Source organism: Variovorax sp. PAMC26660 (genome assembly GCF_014302995.1).
Taxonomy (GTDB): Bacteria; Pseudomonadota; Gammaproteobacteria; order Burkholderiales; family Burkholderiaceae_C; genus Variovorax.
The window spans coordinates 4,970,197-4,989,218 of the sequence record NZ_CP060295.1; the positions used below are offsets into that span (position 1 = coordinate 4,970,197).

Below are 19,022 nucleotides of genomic sequence, written 5' to 3' on the forward strand. Positions count from 1 at the left end.
AAGAAGGGTTACTTCTTTGGCTGCGCCGCCTTGCCCTGGGCCTTCTCGGCCTTCAGCTGTCGCAGCATGTCGGCCAGCGTCTTGCCGGGCTCGTCGCGAAAACGCTCGGGCAGCAACTCGATGGCGTTCATGCGGTCGAGGCGAAAGCCGCGAAAGTCATTGCGCAGCTCGCACCAGGTCGACAGCGTCCAGACCTTGCCCCAGTAGAAGCAGCCGAGCGGCCGCACGGTGCGTGCGCTGGCGTCGCCCGACACATCGCGGTAGTCAAGACGCAGCTTGTTGTGCGATTGGACTGCCTCCCTCAACGTCTGCAGCCGCGCGCGCAGGGCATCGTCCAGGCCCATCGCAGGCGCATAGAGCGCCAGTGCCTCGGCCGAAACGCGCGCAGCCGGCGGCAGCACGGACAGGATCTTGCCCAGCCCGGTTTCGATGTCCCGTGCCATCGCCGGATCGACCCAGCTCTGTGCGAGCCGCGCCGCGGCCACGAGCGCCGAAGCTTCGTCCTGAGTGAACATCAGCGGCGGCAGCTCGAAGCCTGCGCCCAGCCTGTAACCCACACCGGCTTCGCCCTCGATGGGCACGCCCTGGTGCTGCAGATCGGCCACGTCACGGTACACCGTGCGCTCCGACACTTCGAGGCGTTGCGCCAGGAAGGCCGCGGTGGTGAGCCGGCGCCCACGGATGATCTGCACGAGTTGGAACAGGCGGTCGGCGCGGCGCATCAGTGCGTTCCGGTGAGCTTCTTCGCGAAGTCTTCGACGAAGTAGCGCTTGCCGCGCTGCACGACCGTGTGGCCTTCGGCTTCGAGTTTCGACATCTGCGCCTCAATGCCGCCGGGGTATTTGGTGTTGAGCTCCCCGCCGATCTTGAGCGTGCGCCACCAGGGCGTCTGGCCCTCCGCCTTGGGTGCTTCTTCGGCCGCATGCGCGACCATGTGCGCAAAGATCGCCGTGGTCACGGTGCAGCCGATGGTCGCGCTGTGGCGCGTGGCGATGTCCTCGCCGATGCCCATGACCGTGACGAGACGACCTTCCGGAATGCTGCGCATCGCGGCCTCGACCTCTTGCGGCGACGGCGTGGCGATGGTCCCTTCGCCACGGCGGGCACGCATGGCGGCGGGGATCTCCTTGACGCTCGGCAGGTGAGGGTAGCTCGTGAGCCGGTCGTGCCAGCTCTTCCTTGTGCTCATGCAACTCCGATGTGGATCGCCACCTTGTCCGGCCCTTCGTAGGCTTCGAAATCGCTGCGGTAGCTGCGCGCGATTTCCGGATGCGCCTCGAAATACTGCCAGATGCGCTGCCAGGTGGCGATCACCATGTGCGGCATCTCGCCCTGGTCGGCAAACACGAGGTAGTTGCCGGCCTCGATGGCCACGCAGTCTTCGCTGTCCGCAACGGCGAGGCCCGCCGTCACATCGAAAGCACCGTGGGCGTCTGATTCGTAGGCCGAGTAGACGCCGAAGATGCGGGCGTCGCTGGTGCGGCGGGGCATCAATTCGGCCATCTGCTCGCCGAAGAAGCGGCCCCAGAGCGCGCCGATGCGAGCGGTGGCGGGGGTGCTTTCTCCGTGGTTGGTGGTGCGGACCGTGGGGCCTGCGACGCGGAAGGCGTCGTGGCGTTGGCGAATGGGTTCCATTGGGTTCTTCTCCTTTTGTTTGTTGGGTGAGGGTGCATCTCAAAGAGCAAGCGCTCTGAGGTCGGCCTGCATTGTTCGGGCGATCAGTGTCATGTCGGCGTCCGTGACGTCGAACAGCCCGAAGCGGAATTTATAGCCCCACTGCTTGGGGTTCTCGATGAAGGCGAGGCGCTCGATCAGCGGGGCAATCGGCGCTTCGTGGCCGGTTGCGTAAGCCACGTCGCGGCGCCATGGGACAAAGCCTTTGCCCATGTCGAATTCGTACGGCTCGCCAGGCTGTACGACGCCGATCGACACGAAGCTCTGGAGCCTGTCCGTGCCGCCGAACACCGTGGCAGGCGAGTAATAGGCAACGCGGTCGCCCGCGGCGACCCGCTTGAGCGGCGCATGCTTGCCGTGGCCCACCTGCATGAAGCCGAGCGGCCGGTGGTCGCGACCGCGCCGCGCATGCTCGGCGCTTGCCACGGCGATCCAGTTGCGTTGTGCCATGGCGAATCAGCCCAGCGAGTGCAGGCCGACTTCGTTGCCTTCGGTGTCGCGCAGATGGGCGATGAAGCCCATGCCTGGGGGCAAATCGGACCTGGGCGCCACGATCTGTCCGCCCGCGGCTTCGACCCGTGCGAGCACCGCATCGATGCTGGGCATGCAATCGAGGTAGATGCGAATGCCGCTGCCGGCGCGTGCGCTGGTGTTCGCTCCGGCCTTCAGTGCGCCGCCGGTGGCGGGGTCGTCATAGGGGAACACGGCCAGCGGTTCTCCGCCGAAATTTTCGCGGCGCAGCTTGCGGGCCAGAACGGTTTCGTAGAAGGTCTGAGCGCGGTCCATGTCGGCAACCGGGATTTCGAACCAGGTGATGGCGTTTTGCATTTCGGGGCTCTCTTTGGTGTCGTTGAAAGGAGCCGTGATGGTGCGACCCGGCTCCTGACAGCGTCTTGTCAGGAGCCTGTCATGGCGGGCGAAAAAAAACCCGCGATGCTCCTTGGAGCATGTGCGGGCTTTTTGGCAGCAGGGTGACTTTAGAGCACGTCGCTCGCGAAGTCGGCCAGGCGCGAGCGTTCGCCGCGCGCCAGCGTGATGTGCCCACCGTGCGGCCAGCCCTTGAACTTGTCGACCGCAAAAGTCAGGCCCGAAGAGCCTTCTGTCAGGTATGGCGTGTCGATCTGCGCCAGGTTGCCCATGCAGATGATCTTGGTGCCCGGGCCGGCCCGGGTGATCAGCGTCTTCATCTGCTTGGGCGTCAGGTTCTGCGCCTCGTCGATGATCACGTACTTGTTCAGGAAGGTGCGTCCGCGCATGAAGTTCATGCTCTTGACCTTGATGCGGCTACGGATCAGCTCATTGGTGGCCGCGCGGCCCCATTCGCCCGCACCGCCGCCGTCGCCCTTGGCCAGGAATTCGAGGTTGTCGTCGAGCGCGCCCATCCAGGGGCCCATCTTTTCTTCCTCGGTGCCGGGCAGGAAGCCGATGTCTTCGCCCACGCTCACGGTGGCGCGGGTCATGATGATCTCGGTGTAGCGGCGATCGTCGAGCACCTGCGTGAGGCCGGAGGCCAGCGCCATCAGGGTCTTGCCGGTGCCGGCGGTGCCGGTCAGCGTGACGAAGTCGATGTCCGGGTCCATCAGCAGGTTCATCGCGAAGTTCTGCTCGCGGTTGCGCGTGTTCACGCCCCACACCGCGTTCTTGCCCGAGCTGTAGTCCTTGAGCGTCTTGAGCACCGCGGTCTTGTCGCGGATTTCGGTGACGCGTGCATACATGCTCGGCTCGCCGGGTGCCTCGAAGTAGACGAACTGGTTGATATAGAGGTTGGGCACGATCGGACCGCTGATGCGATAGAACGTGTTGCTGCCGCTCTGCCAGCTTTCGACCGTCTTGCTCTGGCGGGTCCAGAAATCGGGTGGCAGCGCGAGCGAGCCTGCGTAGAGCAGGTCACCGTCTTCCAGCGTCTTGTCGTTCTGGTAGTCGTCGGCGGCCAGGCCCAGCGCACGCGCCTTGACGCGCATGTTGATGTCCTTCGACACCAGCACCACTTCCTGTTTCGGGTGGCCGGGTTGGTCCGTGGCGTAGAGGTCGCGCAGGGCCTGCACCACGCCGAGGATCTGATTGTCGGCCTTGCCTTGCGGCAGGCTCAGCGGCAACGAGTAGTCGAGTGGGGCGGTCTGGAAGAACAGCTTGCCGCCGGCTTCGCGATGGCCGGTGGTGTCGAGCTTCAGGCCCTTGGCGATGTCGGCACCTTGCGGAGCGGCCAACGCGTCGAGTGTGCGGCTGGTCTGGCGACCGTTGCGCGCGACCTCGGTGGTGCCTTTCTTGTGGCCGTCGAGCTCTTCCAGCACGATCATCGGCAGGAAGATGTCGTGCTCTTCGAAGCGGAACAGGCACATCGGGTCATGCAGCAGGACATTCGTGTCGAGCACGAACAGCTTGGCCGGGCCGGTGGACTTGCGCTTGGGGCGCGCGGCGGGTGCTTGCGGCGCCGGGGCGGGCGCGGCGGCGACAGGCGGCTGGACCTTCGTTTCGACTTGCACCATGGCCTGCGGCTGTGGTGTGCTCACCACGGGCTTGGGCGCGGGTTTTGACCTGGCCCGGCGCGGTGGGCGTGCGGTATCGGTGCCGCCGGCGCCTTCGGTGCCGAGACTGTCGAACAATTCCAGCGGCTGCGGGCTGCGCGCTGTGGTTTCGTCGGCCCGCTGGTCGCCGGAGCGGCGCGAACCCCTGTGCGAAGACCGGGCAGGCGCATCAAGCGCGTCCGGCGAGAGCAATGCGGCGCGTTTCGTGGGGGCGGGAGGCAATGGCATGTGTCAGATCGCTCGCAGGAAGTGGGAACCAGAAAACGAAAAAGCCGCCTGAAGACCAAGGCGGCTTTGTTCGGGGGATGCGGTCGTGGAGCTCAACGGCATGAGGCCATTATGCACATCGCAGATGACACGCCGGCTGCTCATTAACCCGCTGCGTTGGGCATTACCCACGCAATGGCGCAAATGCGCAGAACCGGCGGCCAGCGTGACTATCAGGCGGCCTTCTTGAGCGCCTTGACAGCCTTGAGCACGTCGTCGACGTGGCCCGGCACCTTGAGGCCGCGCCATTCGGCCTTCAGGATGCCGTCCGCGCCGATCAGGAAGGTGCTGCGCTCGATGCCCTTGACCTTCTTGCCGTACATGATCTTGTTCTTGACCACGCCGAACATGTGACACATTTTTTCTTCTGTGTCAGCGATCAGTTCGAAGGGCAGCTCGAGCTTGGCCTTGAATTCATCATGCGACTTCATGTTGTCGCGGGACACGCCGAAAACGGTGGCGCCGGCTTTTTCGAAGTCCTTGTAGCGGTCGCGAAACTGCATGGCTTCGGTGGTGCAACCCGGAGTGTTATCTTTCGGGTAAAAATACATGACCAGCACGTGGCCGAGATGCGAGGTATTCGAGACCTTGAGGCCGCCCGTGGCGTTGGCGTCGAATTCAGGAATGGGTTTGTTGACAACGATCGCCATGAAACTTGTTTTCTCCGTTAGATTCCGTTCTCCGAGCCCTCTCAGCCTTTTTCGGGCTTGCTCGACGAATGGAGGATTGGTCGTTGCTAACTTGGGTAGCTGGCCTGTTCGCAACCCAGTATTTTACCCCGAAAACACCTTCATCAGTCAGCCGCCGGGCTCTCGACCAGCAGAGCGGCAATCACATGCCTGCCTTCGCCGGCCAGGATGTTGTAGGTCCGACAGGCCGCAGGGGTGTCCATTGTTTCAACTCCGGTGCGTTTTGCCATCAGGGGCTGGAGCCACGCGGGCTGGGGAAAACGGATGCGCTTTCCGCTGCCGAAAATGATCAATTCCGCGCCCAGCGACGCAAGCTGGGCGAAATGCTCGGGGCCCAGCTCCTCGAAGCGGGTGCAATTCCATTCGAAGCGTTCGCCGCGCGAGCCAACCACCACGCTGCCCTCGACCTTTTCGTTGTTGATCGCCACCCAGCCGGGGCCGTGTGCGGTGAGGGACTGGACGTCGGATTTGTCGGGCTGGAGCTTCATCGGTGCACTGGGAACTGTGGTCAAATTATAGGTTTTCCCTAGTGCCACGGGGCTCGCAAGGGCCTTTGACTTCGAGTAAGCAACCCACCAACTCTGCGCCCGGGAGGGCCCTTTGAAGCAGCTCAAGAAATCGGCCAAGCTGGCCAACGTTCTCTATGACATCCGCGGCCCCATCATGGACGCCGCCAAGCAGATGGAAGAGGACGGCCAGAAGATCATCAAGCTCAACATCGGCAATCTGGCCGTGTTCGGCTTCGATGCACCCGAGGAAATCCAGCAGGACATGATCCGCAACCTGCCGAACTCGGCGGGCTATTCCGATAGCAAGGGTGTCTTTGCCGCGCGCAAGGCCGTCATGCACGAGACGCAAAAGCAGGGCATTGCGGGCGTCACCCTCGACGACATCTACCTGGGCAACGGCGCCAGCGAGCTGATCGCCATGTCCACGAACGCGCTGCTCAACGACGGCGACGAGCTGCTGCTGCCAGCCCCCGACTACCCGCTGTGGACCGCCTCCACGAGCCTGTCTGGCGGCACGCCGGTGCACTACCTGTGCGACGAAGCCAATGGCTGGATGCCCAACCTGGACGACATCCGCGCCAAGATCACGCCGCGCACCAAGGGCATCGTGGTCATCAACCCGAACAACCCCACCGGCGCGCTTTACTCCGATGACCTGCTCAAGAGCATCGTGGCCATTGCGCGCGAGCATGGCCTCGTGATCTTCGCCGACGAGGTCTACGACAAGGTGCTGTACGACGGCGTCAAGCACACGGCCATTGCCAGCTTGTCGAGCGACGTGCTCACGCTGACCTTCAATTCGCTCTCCAAGAGCTACCGTTCGTGTGGCTATCGCGCCGGCTGGCTCGTGGTGTCGGGCGACAAGCGTTCCGCGCTGGACTACATCGAGGGCCTGAACATGCTCTCGAACATGCGCCTGTGCGCCAACGTGCCGGGCCAGTGGGCCATCCAGACGGCGCTGGGTGGCTACCAGAGCATCAACGACCTCGTGTGCGACGGCGGCCGCCTGCGCCGCCAGCGCGACCTGGCCTACGAGTTGATCACTGCCATTCCGGGCGTGAGCTGCGTCAAGCCCAGTGCCGCGCTCTACATGTTCCCCAAGCTCGACCCGGAGGTCTATCCGATTGCGGACGACCGCCAGTTCTTCCTCGAACTGCTGAAGGAAACCCGTGTGATGCTGGTGCAGGGCACCGGCTTCAACTGGGCCACGCCGGACCATTTCCGCATCGTGTTCCTGCCCCACGAAGACGACCTGCGCGAGGCCATCAACCGCATCGCGAAGTTCCTTGAGCAGTACCGCTTGCGCAACAAGACGGGGCCATGAAATCTGCCTGCTTCGCTGCGGCGCTGTCGCTGGTCGTGTTGTCTGCCGGTGCTGCCGACAAGGCGCTGGTGACGTTCTCGCACAACGACTGGGAACTGGTCTGCGACAACACGCGCACCTGCCGCGCCGCAGGCTACCAGGCGGACAGCGGGCCCTCGGAGCCGGTGTCGATGCTCCTCACCCGCGCCGCGGGGCCCGACAAGGCCGTTGAGGTCCAGCTGCAGGTTGGCGGCGAGGGCGAGGTCAAGGGACCGCTGCGGTTCAAGGTCGGCAAGGCCACCGTTTCCGGCCTCCAGGGCGACACCGCCAGCCTCGACGCGGAACAGGTCCGCACCATCCTTCCCGAGCTGCTCAAGAGCGATGAAGCGACAGTCACCGCCAACGGTGGCAAGAAGTGGACGCTGTCACTCGCTGGCCTCAACGCCGTGCTGCTGAAGATGGACGAAGCGCAGGGCCGCATCGGAACGCCGGGCGCGCTGGTGCGCCGCGGCGCGAAGCCCGAATCTTCCGTGCTGCCTCCCGTGCCGGCCCCCGTCGTCAACGTGGTCAAGCCGCCCAAGGCGAAGCCCGGCGACGCCGCGCTGCCCGCGCGCATCTTTCCGTCGCTCGACATCGCCGCAGTGAAGGAGCAGTGCAACAACAGCAGCGACATCAGTGCCAAGGCGCTGGAAGTCGTCCGCCTGAGCGGCAGCAAGGTGCTGCTGTCGCTGGGCTGTGGCATGGGCGCGTACAACTATTCGAGCCTGCTCTGGATCGCCAACGACAAGCCGCCCTATGCGCCTGTGTCCCTCGAAGCGAACGGCGACTTCGACGAAAAAGAGGCCAGCGTCACCTCGGCCATGAAGGGCCGTGGCATCGGCGACTGCTGGTCCAGCGAGACCTGGCATTTCAACGGCCGTGTATTCGTGCGCACCAGTGCCATCGGCGACGGCATGTGCCGTGGCTTCGCCGGCGGCGCCTGGTCCTTGCCGCGCTACGTCAGCCGCATCGTGGGCGCATCGTCCACCACCCCATCCAAACCATGAACGCGACTCTCCCAATGAAACCCATCCAAGTAGGCCTGCTCGGTGCAGGCACGGTCGGCAGCGGCACCTTCAAGGTGCTCCAGCGCAACCAGGAAGAAATCAAGCGCCGCGCCGGCCGCGGCATCGAGATCACCATGGTGGCCGACCTCGACACCGCCCGTGCACGCGAAGTGGCCGGCGAGGGCGTGAAGGTGGTGGCCGACGCACGCGAAGTCATTGCCAACCCCGACATCGACATCGTCATCGAGCTGATCGGCGGCTACGGCATCGCCAAGCAGCTGGTGCTCGAAGCCATTGCGGCCGGCAAGCACGTGGTCACGGCCAACAAGGCGCTGCTCGCGGTGCACGGCACCGAGATCTTCGCGGCCGCGCATGCCAAGGGCGTGATGGTGGCCTTCGAGGCCGCGGTGGCCGGTGGCATCCCGATCATCAAGGCGCTGCGCGAAGGCCTCACGGCCAACAGCATCCAGTGGCTGGCCGGCATCATCAACGGCACCACCAACTTCATCCTGTCCGAGATGCGCGACAAGGGCCTGGACTTCGCCACCGTGCTCAAGGAAGCACAGCGCCTGGGCTACGCCGAAGCCGACCCGACCTTCGACATCGAAGGCGTCGACGCCGGCCACAAGGTCACGCTGATGAGCGCCATTGCCTTCGGCATTCCGGTGCAGTTCGACAAGGCACACATCGAGGGCATCACCAAGCTCGCGGCACAGGACATCAAGTACGCCGAGCAGCTCGGCTACCGCATCAAGCTGCTGGGCATCACCAAGCGCACGGCCAAGGGCATCGAGCTGCGAGTGCATCCGTCGCTGGTGCCGTCCAAGCGACTGCTGGCCAATGTCGAAGGCGCGATGAACGCGGTGGTGGTGCATGGCGATGCCGTCGGCACCACGCTGTACTACGGCAAGGGCGCGGGCAGCGAGCCCACCGCCAGCGCCGTGATCGCCGACCTGGTCGACATCACCCGCCTGCACACCGCCGACGCCGCGCACCGCGTGCCGCACCTGGCTTTCCACCCTGACGCCATGAGCGACCTGAAGGTGCTGCCGATGACTGAGGTCGTCACCAGCTACTACCTGCGCCTGCGCGTGGCCGACCAGGCCGGCGTGCTGGCCAAGGTGACGGGCCTGCTCGCCACCGCCGGCATCAGCATCGACGCGGTGCTGCAGCGCGAAGCCGACGAAGTGGGCGGCGAAGGCTCCACGCAGACCGACCTCATCATCCTCACGCACGACGCGCGCGAAGGCACCGTCAACGACGTGCTGGCCGAGCTGCAGGCACTGCCCACGGTGCTGGAGCCCATCGTGCGCATTCGCAAGGAAGAGCTGTCCTGAGCGGCGGCGCCAGCACAAGCAAGACATTGAATGAACCGGTACGACAGGACCCTCCCGTGAACTACCTGAGCACCCGCGGCCACCCCGACCGCAAGCGCTTTTGCGACATCCTCCTCGAAGGCCTCGCACCCGATGGCGGCCTGTACCTGCCCGTGCAGTACCCGAAGGTCGACACCGCCACGCTCGCCAAATGGCGCGATCTGCCGTACGCCGAGCTGGCCTTCGAGATCCTCTCGCTCTACATCGACGACATTCCGCCCGCCGACCTGAAGGCGATCTGCGCGAAAACCTACACCGCCGAAGTGTTCGGCTCCGACGAGATCGTGCCGCTGCGCGAACTCGAAGACGGCGTGTACCTCGAAGCCCTGTCGAACGGCCCCACGCTGGCCTTCAAGGACATGGCGATGCAGCTGCTGGGCAATCTGTTCGAGTACGAACTGGGCCGTCGCGGTGCGGAACTCAACATCCTGGGCGCCACCAGCGGCGACACCGGCAGCGCGGCCGAATACGCCATGCGCGGCAAGAAGGGCGTGCGCGTCTTCATGACCTCGCCCGACGGCCGCATGAGCCCGTTCCAGCAGGCACAGATGTTCAGCCTGCAGGACGAGAACATCCACAACATCGCCATCACCGGCGTGTTCGACGACTGCCAGGACATCGTCAAGGCGGTCTCGAACGATCTGGGCTTCAAGCGCAAGTACCGCATCGGCACGGTCAACTCGATCAACTGGGCGCGGCTGCTCGCGCAGGTCGTTTACTACTTTGCCGGCTACTTCCAGGCCACGGCCAGCAACGACAAGCCGGTGAGCTTCACCGTGCCCTCGGGCAACTTCGGCAACGTCTGCGCGGGCCATGTGGCGCGCATGATGGGCCTGCCGATCCAGACGCTGGTGGTCGCCACCAACGAGAACGATGTGCTCGACGAGTTCTTCCGCACCGGCATCTACCGCGTGCGCGGGGCTGCCGACACGCACGAGACATCGAGCCCGTCGATGGACATCAGCAAGGCCAGCAATTTCGAGCGCTTCGTGTTCGATCTGGTCGGCCGCGATGCCGTCAAGCTGCGCAAGCTGTTCGTGGACGACCTGGGCCTCGAAGGCCGCTTCGACCTGAGCGCCGATCCGGCTTTCAAGGATGCCGCCGAACGCTTCGGCTTCAAGAGCAGCCGCAGCACGCACGCCGACCGCCTGGCCACCATCCGCGACACCGACAAGCGCTTTGCCACGCTGGTCGACCCGCACACGGCCGACGGCCTCAAGGCCGCGCGTGAGCACATCGTGCCGGGCGTGCCGATGGTGGTGCTCGAAACCGCATTGCCGATCAAGTTTGCCGAGACGCTCGTCGAGGCGCTGGGCGAAGAGCCCGCGCGCCCGAAGAAGTTCGAGGGCATCGAGGCGCTGCCCAAGCGCGTGGTCAAGCTGCCGGCCGATGCCGAGGCTGTGAAAGCCTACATTGCCCAGAACTGTGACTGAGCCCGGTCGGGCCCCGTCATGAAGGTCGTCGGCTTCGCCGGCTATTCGGGCGCGGGCAAGACCACGCTGGTGGAGCGCCTGATCCCGGTGCTCAAGCGGCTCGGCCAGCGCGTCTCGGTGGTCAAGCACGCACACCACAAGTTCGACATCGACCATCCGGGCAAGGACACGTACCGCCACCGCGAGGCCGGTGCCTTCGAGGTGGTCGTGGCCTCCGACAAGCGGCTGGCCGTGATGCGCGAGTTCGAGACTCCCGTGGAGCTGTCGGTGCACCAGCTGCTGGCAGAGCTGCATCCGGCCGCCGACTGGGTGCTGGTCGAGGGCTTCCGGCACAGCGATGTGCTGAAGATCGAAGTCTGGCGCCTGCCCGAAGATGGCCAGCCTTCGCGGCCGGTGCTGTACACGGACGATCCCTTCGTCACCGCCGTGGCCACCGATGCACCGTCCAGCCTGCCGTTGCCCACCGAACGCCCGCTGTTCGACCTCAATGACGCCGAGGCCATCGCGCAATGGCTGATCGCCAGCGGCGACCGCTTCGAGTACAACCCGGAACACCATGGCTGATTCCCCCGTTCCCTTCGCCGCTTCGTCCCTGCGCCCACCGCTGATGCCGCTCGACGAGGCCATCGCGGTGCTTCTGGCGAAGGCGCAGCCGAAGCTGCCCGCCGAAAGCGTCGTGACCTTCGAGGCCGATGGCCGCGTGCTGGCACAGGACCTCGTCTCCGGCCTGACCGTGCCGCCGCGCGACAACAGCGCGATGGATGGCTACGCGGTGCGCGTGGCCGATTGCGCAGCGCCTGGTGCCGAACTGGTCGTGGCGCAGCGCATTCCCGCGGGCACCGTCGGCACGCCGCTGGCGGCCGGCACCGCCGCGCGCATCTTCACTGGCGCGCAGATCCCTGATGGCGCCGATGCCGTGGTGATGCAGGAAGACACCACCGCCACGCCGCAGGAAGGCCGCCTGGGCTCGGTTCGCATCGCCATCGTCCCCGCAGTCGGCCAATGGGTGCGCCGCGAAGGTGAAGACGTGGCTTCCGGCGACGTCGTGCTGAAGCAGGGCGAGCGCCTCACGCCCGCCGCGCTGGGCCTTGCCGCCAGCGTCGGCTTCCACAAGCTGCAGGTGGCCCGCAAGCCGCGCGTGGCCATGCTCTCCACCGGCGACGAACTGGTGATGCCGGGTGAAGTCGCGCCGGATGCCATGAAGCCCGGCGCGATCTACAACTCCAACCGCTTCTTCATGCGCGCCTTGCTGCATCGGTTGGGCTGCGAGGTGAATGACCTGGGCATCGTGCCGGACAACCGCGAAGCCACCATCACGGCGCTGCGCGACGCGGCCGAAACCAGCGACCTGATCATCACCACCGGCGGCGTGTCGGTCGGCGAAGAAGACCACATCCGCGCCGCACTGCAGTCGCTGGGCGAGCTGCAGCTCTGGTCGCTGTCGATGAAGCCCGGCAAGCCTTTCGCCTACGGCTCGATCGCGCGCAGCGACGGGCAGGGCCATTGCCACGTGACGGGGTTGCCCGGCAACCCGGTGTCCAGCTTCCTGACCTTCCTGATGCTCGTGCGGCCCTTCTTGCTGACACTGCAAGGCGCCACACGCGTGACGCCCGAGCCCGTGCAGATGCGCGCTGATTTCGACTGGCTCCGCGCCGACAAGCGCCGTGAGTTCCTGCGCGCGCGCCGCAATGCGGCCGGTGGGCTCGAACTGTTCGGCAACCAGAGTTCGGGCGTGCTCACGTCGATGGTCTGGGGCGATGGCGTGGTCGACAACCCCGCGGGCCAGACGATCCGTTCGGGCGACACCGTGAACTTCATTCCCTTCGCCTCGCTGCTGTCCTGAATCGCATGAAGGTACAGGTCCGTTATTTCGCGTCGGTGCGCGAGGCGCTCTCAAGCAGCAGCGAAACCGTCGAGACGAACGCACAGACGTTGGCCGCGCTGCGCGACGAACTCATCGCCCGTGGCGGCGCGCATGCCACCGCGCTGGCACGTGGCAAGGCCGTGCGCATGGCGCTCGACCAAGCCATGAGCGACGAAGCCGCAGCCCTGCACGAAGGCTGCGAAGTCGCTTTCTTCCCGCCGGTTACGGGCGGCTGAGCCGGGCGTCGAGCGCGACAAGGCGCTCGCGCAGGCCATCGGACGCACGGGTCATCGGCGAGCGCAACTCGTTGTGCATCCCACCCTGGTGTGCCAGCAGTGCCTTCAGCGGCCCCGGGTTCGACTCGGCAAACAACATCTCGATCAGCGGTTGCAACGGCTGCCATTCGGCACGCGCCTCGGCCACGCGGTTGTCGGCCAGCAGGCGCAGCACTTGCACGAAGCGCCGCGTCTGCACATGCCCGCTGGCCGCGATGGCGCCCACGCCACCTTCGGCCACCGTGCTGAAAATCTGGTGGTCTTCGCCCGACAACACCTGCAGCCGGCCATCGGCGATCACCGCGCGTGTCTTCGCCATGTCGCCGCCGCAGTCCTTGATGCCGCGAATGCGCGGATGGTCGGCCAGTGCCAGCAGCGTCTCGCGTGCAAGCGTCGCGCCGGTGCGGTAGGGAATGTCGTAGATCAGCAGTGGCACCGCGGTCGCGTCGGCGATGGCGCGGAACCATTCGAGCAGGCCCGCCTGCGAAGGGCGGATGTAGTGCGGCGCGGGCACCAGCAGGGCCGCCAGGGGGCGTTCGGCGAGCTTGCGCACCCAGGCCGTCGTCTTGCCCAGGTGATAGCCCGACAGGCCCATGACGATCGGCAGGCCACCGGCAGCGGCTTGCACGGTATCGAGCGCGGCCAACTGCTCCGTCTCGTCGAGCGCGGCGGCCTCGCCGGTCGAGCCGCAGACCACGAAGCCGGCAACACCGTCGCCGGCGAGCCGTCGGGTCAACGCGGCGAGTGCGGCGTGGTCGACCGCGCCATCGCGGAACGGGGTGACGAGCGGGATCCAGAGGCCCGAAAAATCGGGGGTGGGGGCGGTAGTTTGTTGTGGCACGCAGGCTTCCTCTCAGGAATCGACCGATGGAAAGAACCACCGTCCGATGCGCGCGCAACCCATGAGGGGCCAAAGCCTTGGCAGGTTCCGTCGCTCATCCGACGACGGAACCTCGGCTCCGGTCAGACGAGCTTTGGTTTTTTTGCTTTGCAGCCTTGGCGCGCGCAACGGCTCTCGGGGTGCGAAAGCACCGGGAGGAGCGTGGCGAGACAAGGCATTGCAACAGTCTAGCCTAGGAGGCCTGGACTGGTGCAGCGCCGAAGTTTTGAATGGGCTGCTGGAGCTCTTCGAGCTCCTCCCATGGACGGTCGCGAATCCAGAGCGAGCATGTGAGGACAGGAGTTCTCTGCAAGAGAAATCTTGAAGGAAGGCCCTGCTGCAGCCACGCCAATGAGGCGTTCTTACGTGGTCGGAGTGCGATGGTTTTGCAAACTACTCCGCACTCTTTCCGTGTTTGTCCGCTGAGAGGGCCCGGGCGATGATTGTTTGCAATGGTGCTGGGCACGCATGCCCCAGACTTTTTGAACGATCACTCGTCAAGGTCCCATGCGTGTCTTCCCTCTTCACAGTTTCGCGAACCATCTGTGTCGTCAGCGCCGCCATGCCCAGCCTGCTGGGCCAGCCCGCGCTGGAATTCAAGTCACTCGATGGCCGTGAGGCGTTGGGTGAACTCTTTGAATACACCGTCCGGCTGCAGACCCCCGACAGCCCGGCCCTGACCGAGTACGTCACAGCCAATGTTCCGGTCAAACAACTGATCGGCAAAGAGTTCAGCATCTGCATCGAACTCGACGGCAAGGGCTTTGGTGTGGCGGCCCGCACGGGCGCAGGCACACGCGAGATCAACGCCCTGGTGACCAGCGCAAGGTTCGTGCAGCACGAGAACCGCCGGGGCATCTACGAAATCTCCCTTCGCCCCTGGCTGACCCTGGCCACACGCACCAGCGACTACAAGATCTTCCAGAACAAGACCCCGCTGGAGATCATCGAGGAGGTGCTCGCCGGCTATAGCTTTCTGACCGAAAAGCGCGTCACCCATCGGTATCCCCTGCGGGTGTTCCAGGTCCAGTACGGCGAGACGGACTTCGAGTTCATCACGCGGCTGATGCAGGAATTCGGCATCTACTACTTCTTTGAACACAAGGATGGGGCGCACAAGCTGGTCTTGGTGGACGACGTCGGCGCGCACATGAAGTTCGAGAGCCCGGCGTATCACGCCATTGCCTACCATCCGCCGGGTCACAAGATCGACGAGGAATACTGCGACAACTTCTGCAGCGTCGAAAACCTGGAATCGGGCCAGTGGGTGACCGACGACTTCGACTTCACCAAGCCGCGCGCCCGGCTCCAGCAGGTCGCCAGGATGCCGCGCAACACGGGCAACAGTGCGCAGGAGATGTACAAGTGGCCGGGCGACTACAGCGATCCGGACGAAGGCCGGGACCTTGCGCGCACGCGCATGGAGGCAATCGGCGCTCCTGGCAGCCGCGGGCGGGGAAGCGGCAACCTGCGGGCAATCGTGACGGGATGCACCTTCTCGCTGACCCACTACCCACAAGACGCAGCGAACCTCGAGTACCTGGTCATCGCCAGCACCCTGCGCCTGCACGAAAGCGCGCATGCCAGTGGTCAGGAAGACTACGTTTGCCGTACCGACTTCGAGGTTCAGCCCGCCCACAAGATCTTTCGCTCACCGCAGACCCAGCCCAAGCCCAGAACCACGGGCCCGCAGACGGCCATCGTCACCGGCCCCAGCGGTCAGGAAATATGGACGGACGAATACGGCCGGATCCGGGCCAGCTTCCACTGGAACCGCTACTGCACGAAAGACGAGAACGCCTCCTGCTGGATTCGTGTGTCCTCCCCCTGGGCCGGCACCAACTTAGGTGGCATGCACATTCCGCGCATCGGCCAGGAAGTGATCGTCGACTTCGAGAACGGCGATCCCGACCGGCCTATCGTCACTGGCCGGGTCTACAACCGCTTGAACATGCCACCCAGGCTGTTGCCCGAACAGAAGAATCTTTCGGGCTTTCGCAGCCGCGAACTGAGCTCGGACGGCAAAGGCCCGGGTGGACGAAGCAACCATATCGCGTTGGACGACAAGGCCGGAAAGATCCAGGCCCAGCTCAAAAGCGATCACCAGTGCAGCAGCCTGAGCCTGGGGCACATCGGGCGCATCGAAGACACGGCCGGCCGCAAGGATGACCGGGGCCAGGGCGTCGAGTTGCGTACCGATGGGCATGGCGCGATCCGCGCCGCCCAAGGTTTGCTGCTCACCACGGAGGCCAGACCCAATGCGCAGGCCCACATCACCGACATGGGAGAGACCGTCGTCAGACTCACGCAGGCGCAGGATCTGCACGAAGGGATGAGCGAGGTTGCGCAGCAGGCCAAGGCACACAAGGCAGGCGATCAGGATGCCGTCACGAAGGTCCTGAAGGAACACAACGACGCAATCAAGGGCAAGGGCGGCAACGCATCGGAAGGGCAGTTCCCGGAACTCAACGAACCTCATCTGGTACTTGCCAGTCCGGCGGGTATTCACAGCACGGCCGGCACGACGACGCACATCGCGAGCATCGAGCATATCGCCCTGAGCAGTGGCGGGCACACCAGCATCAGCGCGGGCAAGAGCCTGTTGGCCAGCGTCAAGGACGCCGTGCGCTTCTTTGCCTACAAGGCCATCCGCCTGACAGCGGCCACCGCGGGCATCGACATCGTGGCGCTGCAGAACAGCATCAACCTCATGGCCAAGCTCGACATCAAGCTGGAGGCCAACAGGATCACGATCACCGCCAAGGAAGAGATCCTGATCAACGGGGGGAGCAGCTACACGCGATGGAATGCCTCAGGCATCGTGCATGGCACCAATGGGGTGTGGCGCGAGCATGCGGCCACGCACAGCTTCGCCGGGCCAATGAGCATGGAAAAGCTCCTGCGGATGCGGGGCGTAAGTCACGACGACAAGTACAGCGTTCGCTTCGCGCCACTTGGCAGTGACGAGATCTTCAAACACATGCAAATGACGGGATTGCCCTACAAGATTCTGGACGAGCGAGAGGAAATCAAAGCGGAAGGAGTCATCCCGGCCAACGGCCGGCTGCCGAGAGTTACTTTTGAAACGCCAGACGAAGCAGTATTGATCGTGGGCGAAGAGACTTGGAGTTGGAATGTTGTCCCGACGAGCAGAACGGTGCACAGAAATCTCGACGCTTCCAACACAGAAATCGAAGAAGCCGATAGCAATAATTCAGATGATGGCTTACTCGATGTCGAAAAATCGAAGTACGCACAAACAGAAGGTAATTCTGAATTCAATCATTTTCTTTCGGAGTCCGCAGTTGAGGCTTTTCTGATTGAATTGGTTCAAATTCGGAATAAATAATGTCAAGATTTATATCTGCGATCTATCACAAAAATATCGAGGTTGCTGAATTTATTTGCGACGATGGTCGGCATTTTTTGCGCTCCGGAGGAACGCTGCCATGGCGAATAAATAATCCCGGAGATTTGACAGCCCGTCTTGTGGATGGAGTGCCTGCGCCTAAAAAAGCCAAAGGCTATGTGGGATTTGCCACCACAAAATCAGGCAGGGTATTTTTGATATTCCCGGATGAAGATGCTGGGCGCGCAGAGCTGAAGGCCAATTTAAAAAGAATGCATGGAGAAAAAACAATTCTAAAAGCCATTCCTGACTACGCACCAGAAAAAGAAAACAACACACAAAAATACATAGAAGACTTGCTTAAGATTGGCAAGATTCCGATTGACAAGAAAATTGACTCATGCAGTGCCGAGGAGTTTGAAAAGATTGCAGACAGTATTGCGGAGATTGAGGGGTATTACGCCAAGCCTGCAACTCGCAAAGAATTGTGGGTGGTTGTGAGCAGGATCAATGCGACCGATGGTAGTCAGCCTTTGCCCGATGCAGAGATAATTCTCCAAATAGGAGGCAAAGAGCAAAAGGTCAAATCTGATGCGGTAGGACGTTTTCCACCAGTAATTCATCCGGCTGATAAAACTCCTGTTTACGTTAAGATAGTAGATTCAAAGACCAAAGAATCCGTAAAAATTGGGGTGATTCAAGGTGACGTCGGAAAGGATTTCAATCTTCTGGCGAAATTCAGAAAATGGAAAGGTGTTGCGGGGTCGGAGAAGATTAATGGCTCTTCATTTAGGCAGAAGAAGTCGATGAAATATGTGGTCCAGCCCGGAGATAGTCTGGGAAATGTCGCAAAACTGTATCGAACTAATGTAGCTACGATCAAAATCAGCAATAGTCTGAAAAGCGACACCATCTATCCTGGAGAGGTGCTGCTGATCAATGGGAGTGGTGAGGCAGAATCAAGCGCGGCTCCAACAACTGCAACGCCAAAATCTACCTCGACAAGCATGGCAGCAGTTCCGAAAAAGCGGTCACGCCACACCACACCACCAGTGCCACCTATTTCCTCCAGCGTGCAGCCATCAGATTCGGAGCGATCCAAGAAGGGAGCAGGGAAGCAGTTGGCTCTGATCAACACTCTGTCTGGCAGAGCCCCTTGGATGCCCATCGCCATAGCAGAAGCAAAACTTAGAGCTGGAGAAGTCGAGCTTACACTGCAAAACAAGATTAATTACCATATCGAAATTGATGATGGTTTGAAATCTTTATATGGACCTAACAGCGCATGGTGCGCCGCGTTCGTCAATTGGTGCCTATTGCAGGCAAAATATCCAATTGACAATGCAACCTATCCCGGGCATAGAACTGCAAAAGCACGTGCGCATGGATTTTATGAGGTGAGTGGTCCAAAAGAAAAAACAGAAAAGACCTCCGCCACTATTCGAAATCCTTTGTTTGTTGAAATGGAAAAACCCATATATGGTGCCATCGCGATGGTCACATCAAAATCCGATCATGGGCATCATGTTGGATTTGTGTATGCGAAAAATGGTGCCAATGGATTAATATTGCTTGGCGGAAATCAAAGTCAGCAAATAAACTTCTCATACTTCAACGCCACACCCGTTGCCGGATACACAACAAAAAACAAAGAAGGGAAAAAAGTCGCGCATAAGGGTGATCCGAATCATCTGAAATATTTTGTTCCAGTTGCATATTATGAGCAAGCCAAGAAGGATGCCTCTAGCTCCGAGCTTGAAGAAATGAATGCAGCCGAGATAAATGAAGGAATGGGAATCGATGCAAACAAAGCAACCCCGACGATTACATAG

Annotated in this window: 18 protein-coding genes; 9 read left to right on the forward strand and 9 right to left on the reverse strand. The window is 62.7% G+C overall.

Annotation, left to right across the window (positions count from 1 at the left end; genetic code table 11):
- Positions 1–8: 8 nt before the first annotated feature.
- From H7F35_RS23460 to H7F35_RS23495, 8 genes are all read right to left on the reverse strand, one after another.
- Positions 9–722 carry a helix-turn-helix transcriptional regulator gene (locus H7F35_RS23460; protein ID WP_187108962.1) on the reverse strand — a complete coding sequence of 238 codons (714 nt, stop codon included), beginning with the start codon at positions 720–722 and terminating at the stop codon, positions 9–11.
- Positions 722–1,189 (reverse strand): MGMT family protein, encoded by a 468-nt coding sequence (locus H7F35_RS23465; RefSeq protein WP_187108963.1) that lies wholly within the window; start codon positions 1,187–1,189, stop codon positions 722–724. Before H7F35_RS23465 ends, H7F35_RS23460 begins: the two co-directional genes overlap by 1 nt.
- A complete protein-coding gene (locus H7F35_RS23470) occupies positions 1,186–1,635 on the reverse strand; it encodes a GyrI-like domain-containing protein (protein ID WP_187108964.1) in 450 nt (149 codons plus the stop codon). The genes H7F35_RS23465 and H7F35_RS23470 overlap by 4 nt, the downstream gene beginning before the upstream one ends.
- A gap of 39 nt (positions 1,636–1,674) precedes the next feature.
- Positions 1,675–2,124 (reverse strand): EVE domain-containing protein, encoded by a 450-nt coding sequence (locus tag H7F35_RS23475; protein WP_187108965.1) that lies wholly within the window; start codon positions 2,122–2,124, stop codon positions 1,675–1,677.
- Between the two features lie 6 nt (positions 2,125–2,130).
- A complete protein-coding gene (locus H7F35_RS23480) occupies positions 2,131–2,502 on the reverse strand; it encodes a VOC family protein (protein WP_187108966.1) in 372 nt (123 codons plus the stop codon).
- Positions 2,503–2,651: 149 nt separating this feature from the next.
- Complete coding sequence (locus tag H7F35_RS23485; RefSeq protein WP_187108967.1) at positions 2,652–4,427, reverse strand: PhoH family protein; 1,776 nt, start codon at positions 4,425–4,427, stop codon at positions 2,652–2,654.
- A gap of 212 nt (positions 4,428–4,639) precedes the next feature.
- Positions 4,640–5,116, reverse strand: coding sequence for a peroxiredoxin (locus H7F35_RS23490; RefSeq protein WP_007830801.1), 477 nt, complete (start codon positions 5,114–5,116; stop codon positions 4,640–4,642).
- Positions 5,117–5,259: 143 nt separating this feature from the next.
- Complete coding sequence (locus tag H7F35_RS23495; protein WP_187108968.1) at positions 5,260–5,643, reverse strand: Mth938-like domain-containing protein; 384 nt, start codon at positions 5,641–5,643, stop codon at positions 5,260–5,262.
- 112 nt (positions 5,644–5,755) lie between these two features.
- Between H7F35_RS23495 and H7F35_RS23500 the strand changes: the two genes are divergently transcribed.
- Genes H7F35_RS23500 through moaD form a run of 7 tightly spaced genes read left to right on the forward strand, consistent with a single transcriptional unit; the run spans position 5,756 to position 12,922 of the window.
- Positions 5,756–6,988, forward strand: coding sequence for a pyridoxal phosphate-dependent aminotransferase (locus H7F35_RS23500; RefSeq protein ID WP_187108969.1), 1,233 nt, complete (start codon positions 5,756–5,758; stop codon positions 6,986–6,988).
- Positions 6,985–8,013, forward strand: coding sequence for a DUF1176 domain-containing protein (locus H7F35_RS23505; RefSeq protein WP_187108970.1), 1,029 nt, complete (start codon positions 6,985–6,987; stop codon positions 8,011–8,013). The genes H7F35_RS23500 and H7F35_RS23505 overlap by 4 nt, the downstream gene beginning before the upstream one ends.
- Before the next feature lie 14 nt (positions 8,014–8,027).
- The gene (locus H7F35_RS23510) at positions 8,028–9,350 is read left to right on the forward strand and encodes a homoserine dehydrogenase (RefSeq protein ID WP_187108971.1); all 1,323 of its coding nucleotides are present in this window, start codon (positions 8,028–8,030) and stop codon (positions 9,348–9,350) included.
- A gap of 56 nt (positions 9,351–9,406) precedes the next feature.
- Complete coding sequence (thrC, locus tag H7F35_RS23515; RefSeq protein WP_187108972.1) at positions 9,407–10,822, forward strand: threonine synthase; 1,416 nt, start codon at positions 9,407–9,409, stop codon at positions 10,820–10,822.
- An 18-nt stretch (positions 10,823–10,840) separates the two neighbouring features.
- On the forward strand, positions 10,841–11,386 hold the full coding sequence (gene mobB / locus H7F35_RS23520; RefSeq protein WP_187108973.1) for a molybdopterin-guanine dinucleotide biosynthesis protein B: 546 nt from the start codon (positions 10,841–10,843) through the stop codon (positions 11,384–11,386).
- A complete protein-coding gene (glp, locus tag H7F35_RS23525) occupies positions 11,379–12,665 on the forward strand; it encodes a gephyrin-like molybdotransferase Glp (RefSeq protein WP_187108974.1) in 1,287 nt (428 codons plus the stop codon). The genes mobB and glp overlap by 8 nt, the downstream gene beginning before the upstream one ends.
- A 5-nt stretch (positions 12,666–12,670) precedes the next feature.
- Positions 12,671–12,922 carry a molybdopterin converting factor subunit 1 gene (gene moaD / locus H7F35_RS23530; protein ID WP_187108975.1) on the forward strand — a complete coding sequence of 84 codons (252 nt, stop codon included), beginning with the start codon at positions 12,671–12,673 and terminating at the stop codon, positions 12,920–12,922.
- On the opposite strand, the gene dapA is transcribed toward moaD, so the two are convergent.
- On the reverse strand, positions 12,909–13,802 hold the full coding sequence (gene dapA, locus H7F35_RS23535) for a 4-hydroxy-tetrahydrodipicolinate synthase (protein ID WP_187108976.1): 894 nt from the start codon (positions 13,800–13,802) through the stop codon (positions 12,909–12,911). The genes moaD and dapA overlap by 14 nt on opposite strands.
- Before the next feature lie 601 nt (positions 13,803–14,403).
- On the opposite strand from dapA, the gene H7F35_RS23540 reads away from it, so the two are divergent.
- Both H7F35_RS23540 and H7F35_RS23545 read left to right on the forward strand, forming a co-directional pair.
- Positions 14,404–17,190, forward strand: a complete 2,787-nt coding sequence (locus tag H7F35_RS23540) for a type VI secretion system Vgr family protein (protein ID WP_261803324.1) — start codon at positions 14,404–14,406, stop codon at positions 17,188–17,190.
- Complete coding sequence (locus tag H7F35_RS23545) at positions 17,190–19,022, forward strand: LysM peptidoglycan-binding domain-containing protein (protein ID WP_187108977.1); 1,833 nt, start codon at positions 17,190–17,192, stop codon at positions 19,020–19,022. Before H7F35_RS23540 ends, H7F35_RS23545 begins: the two co-directional genes overlap by 1 nt.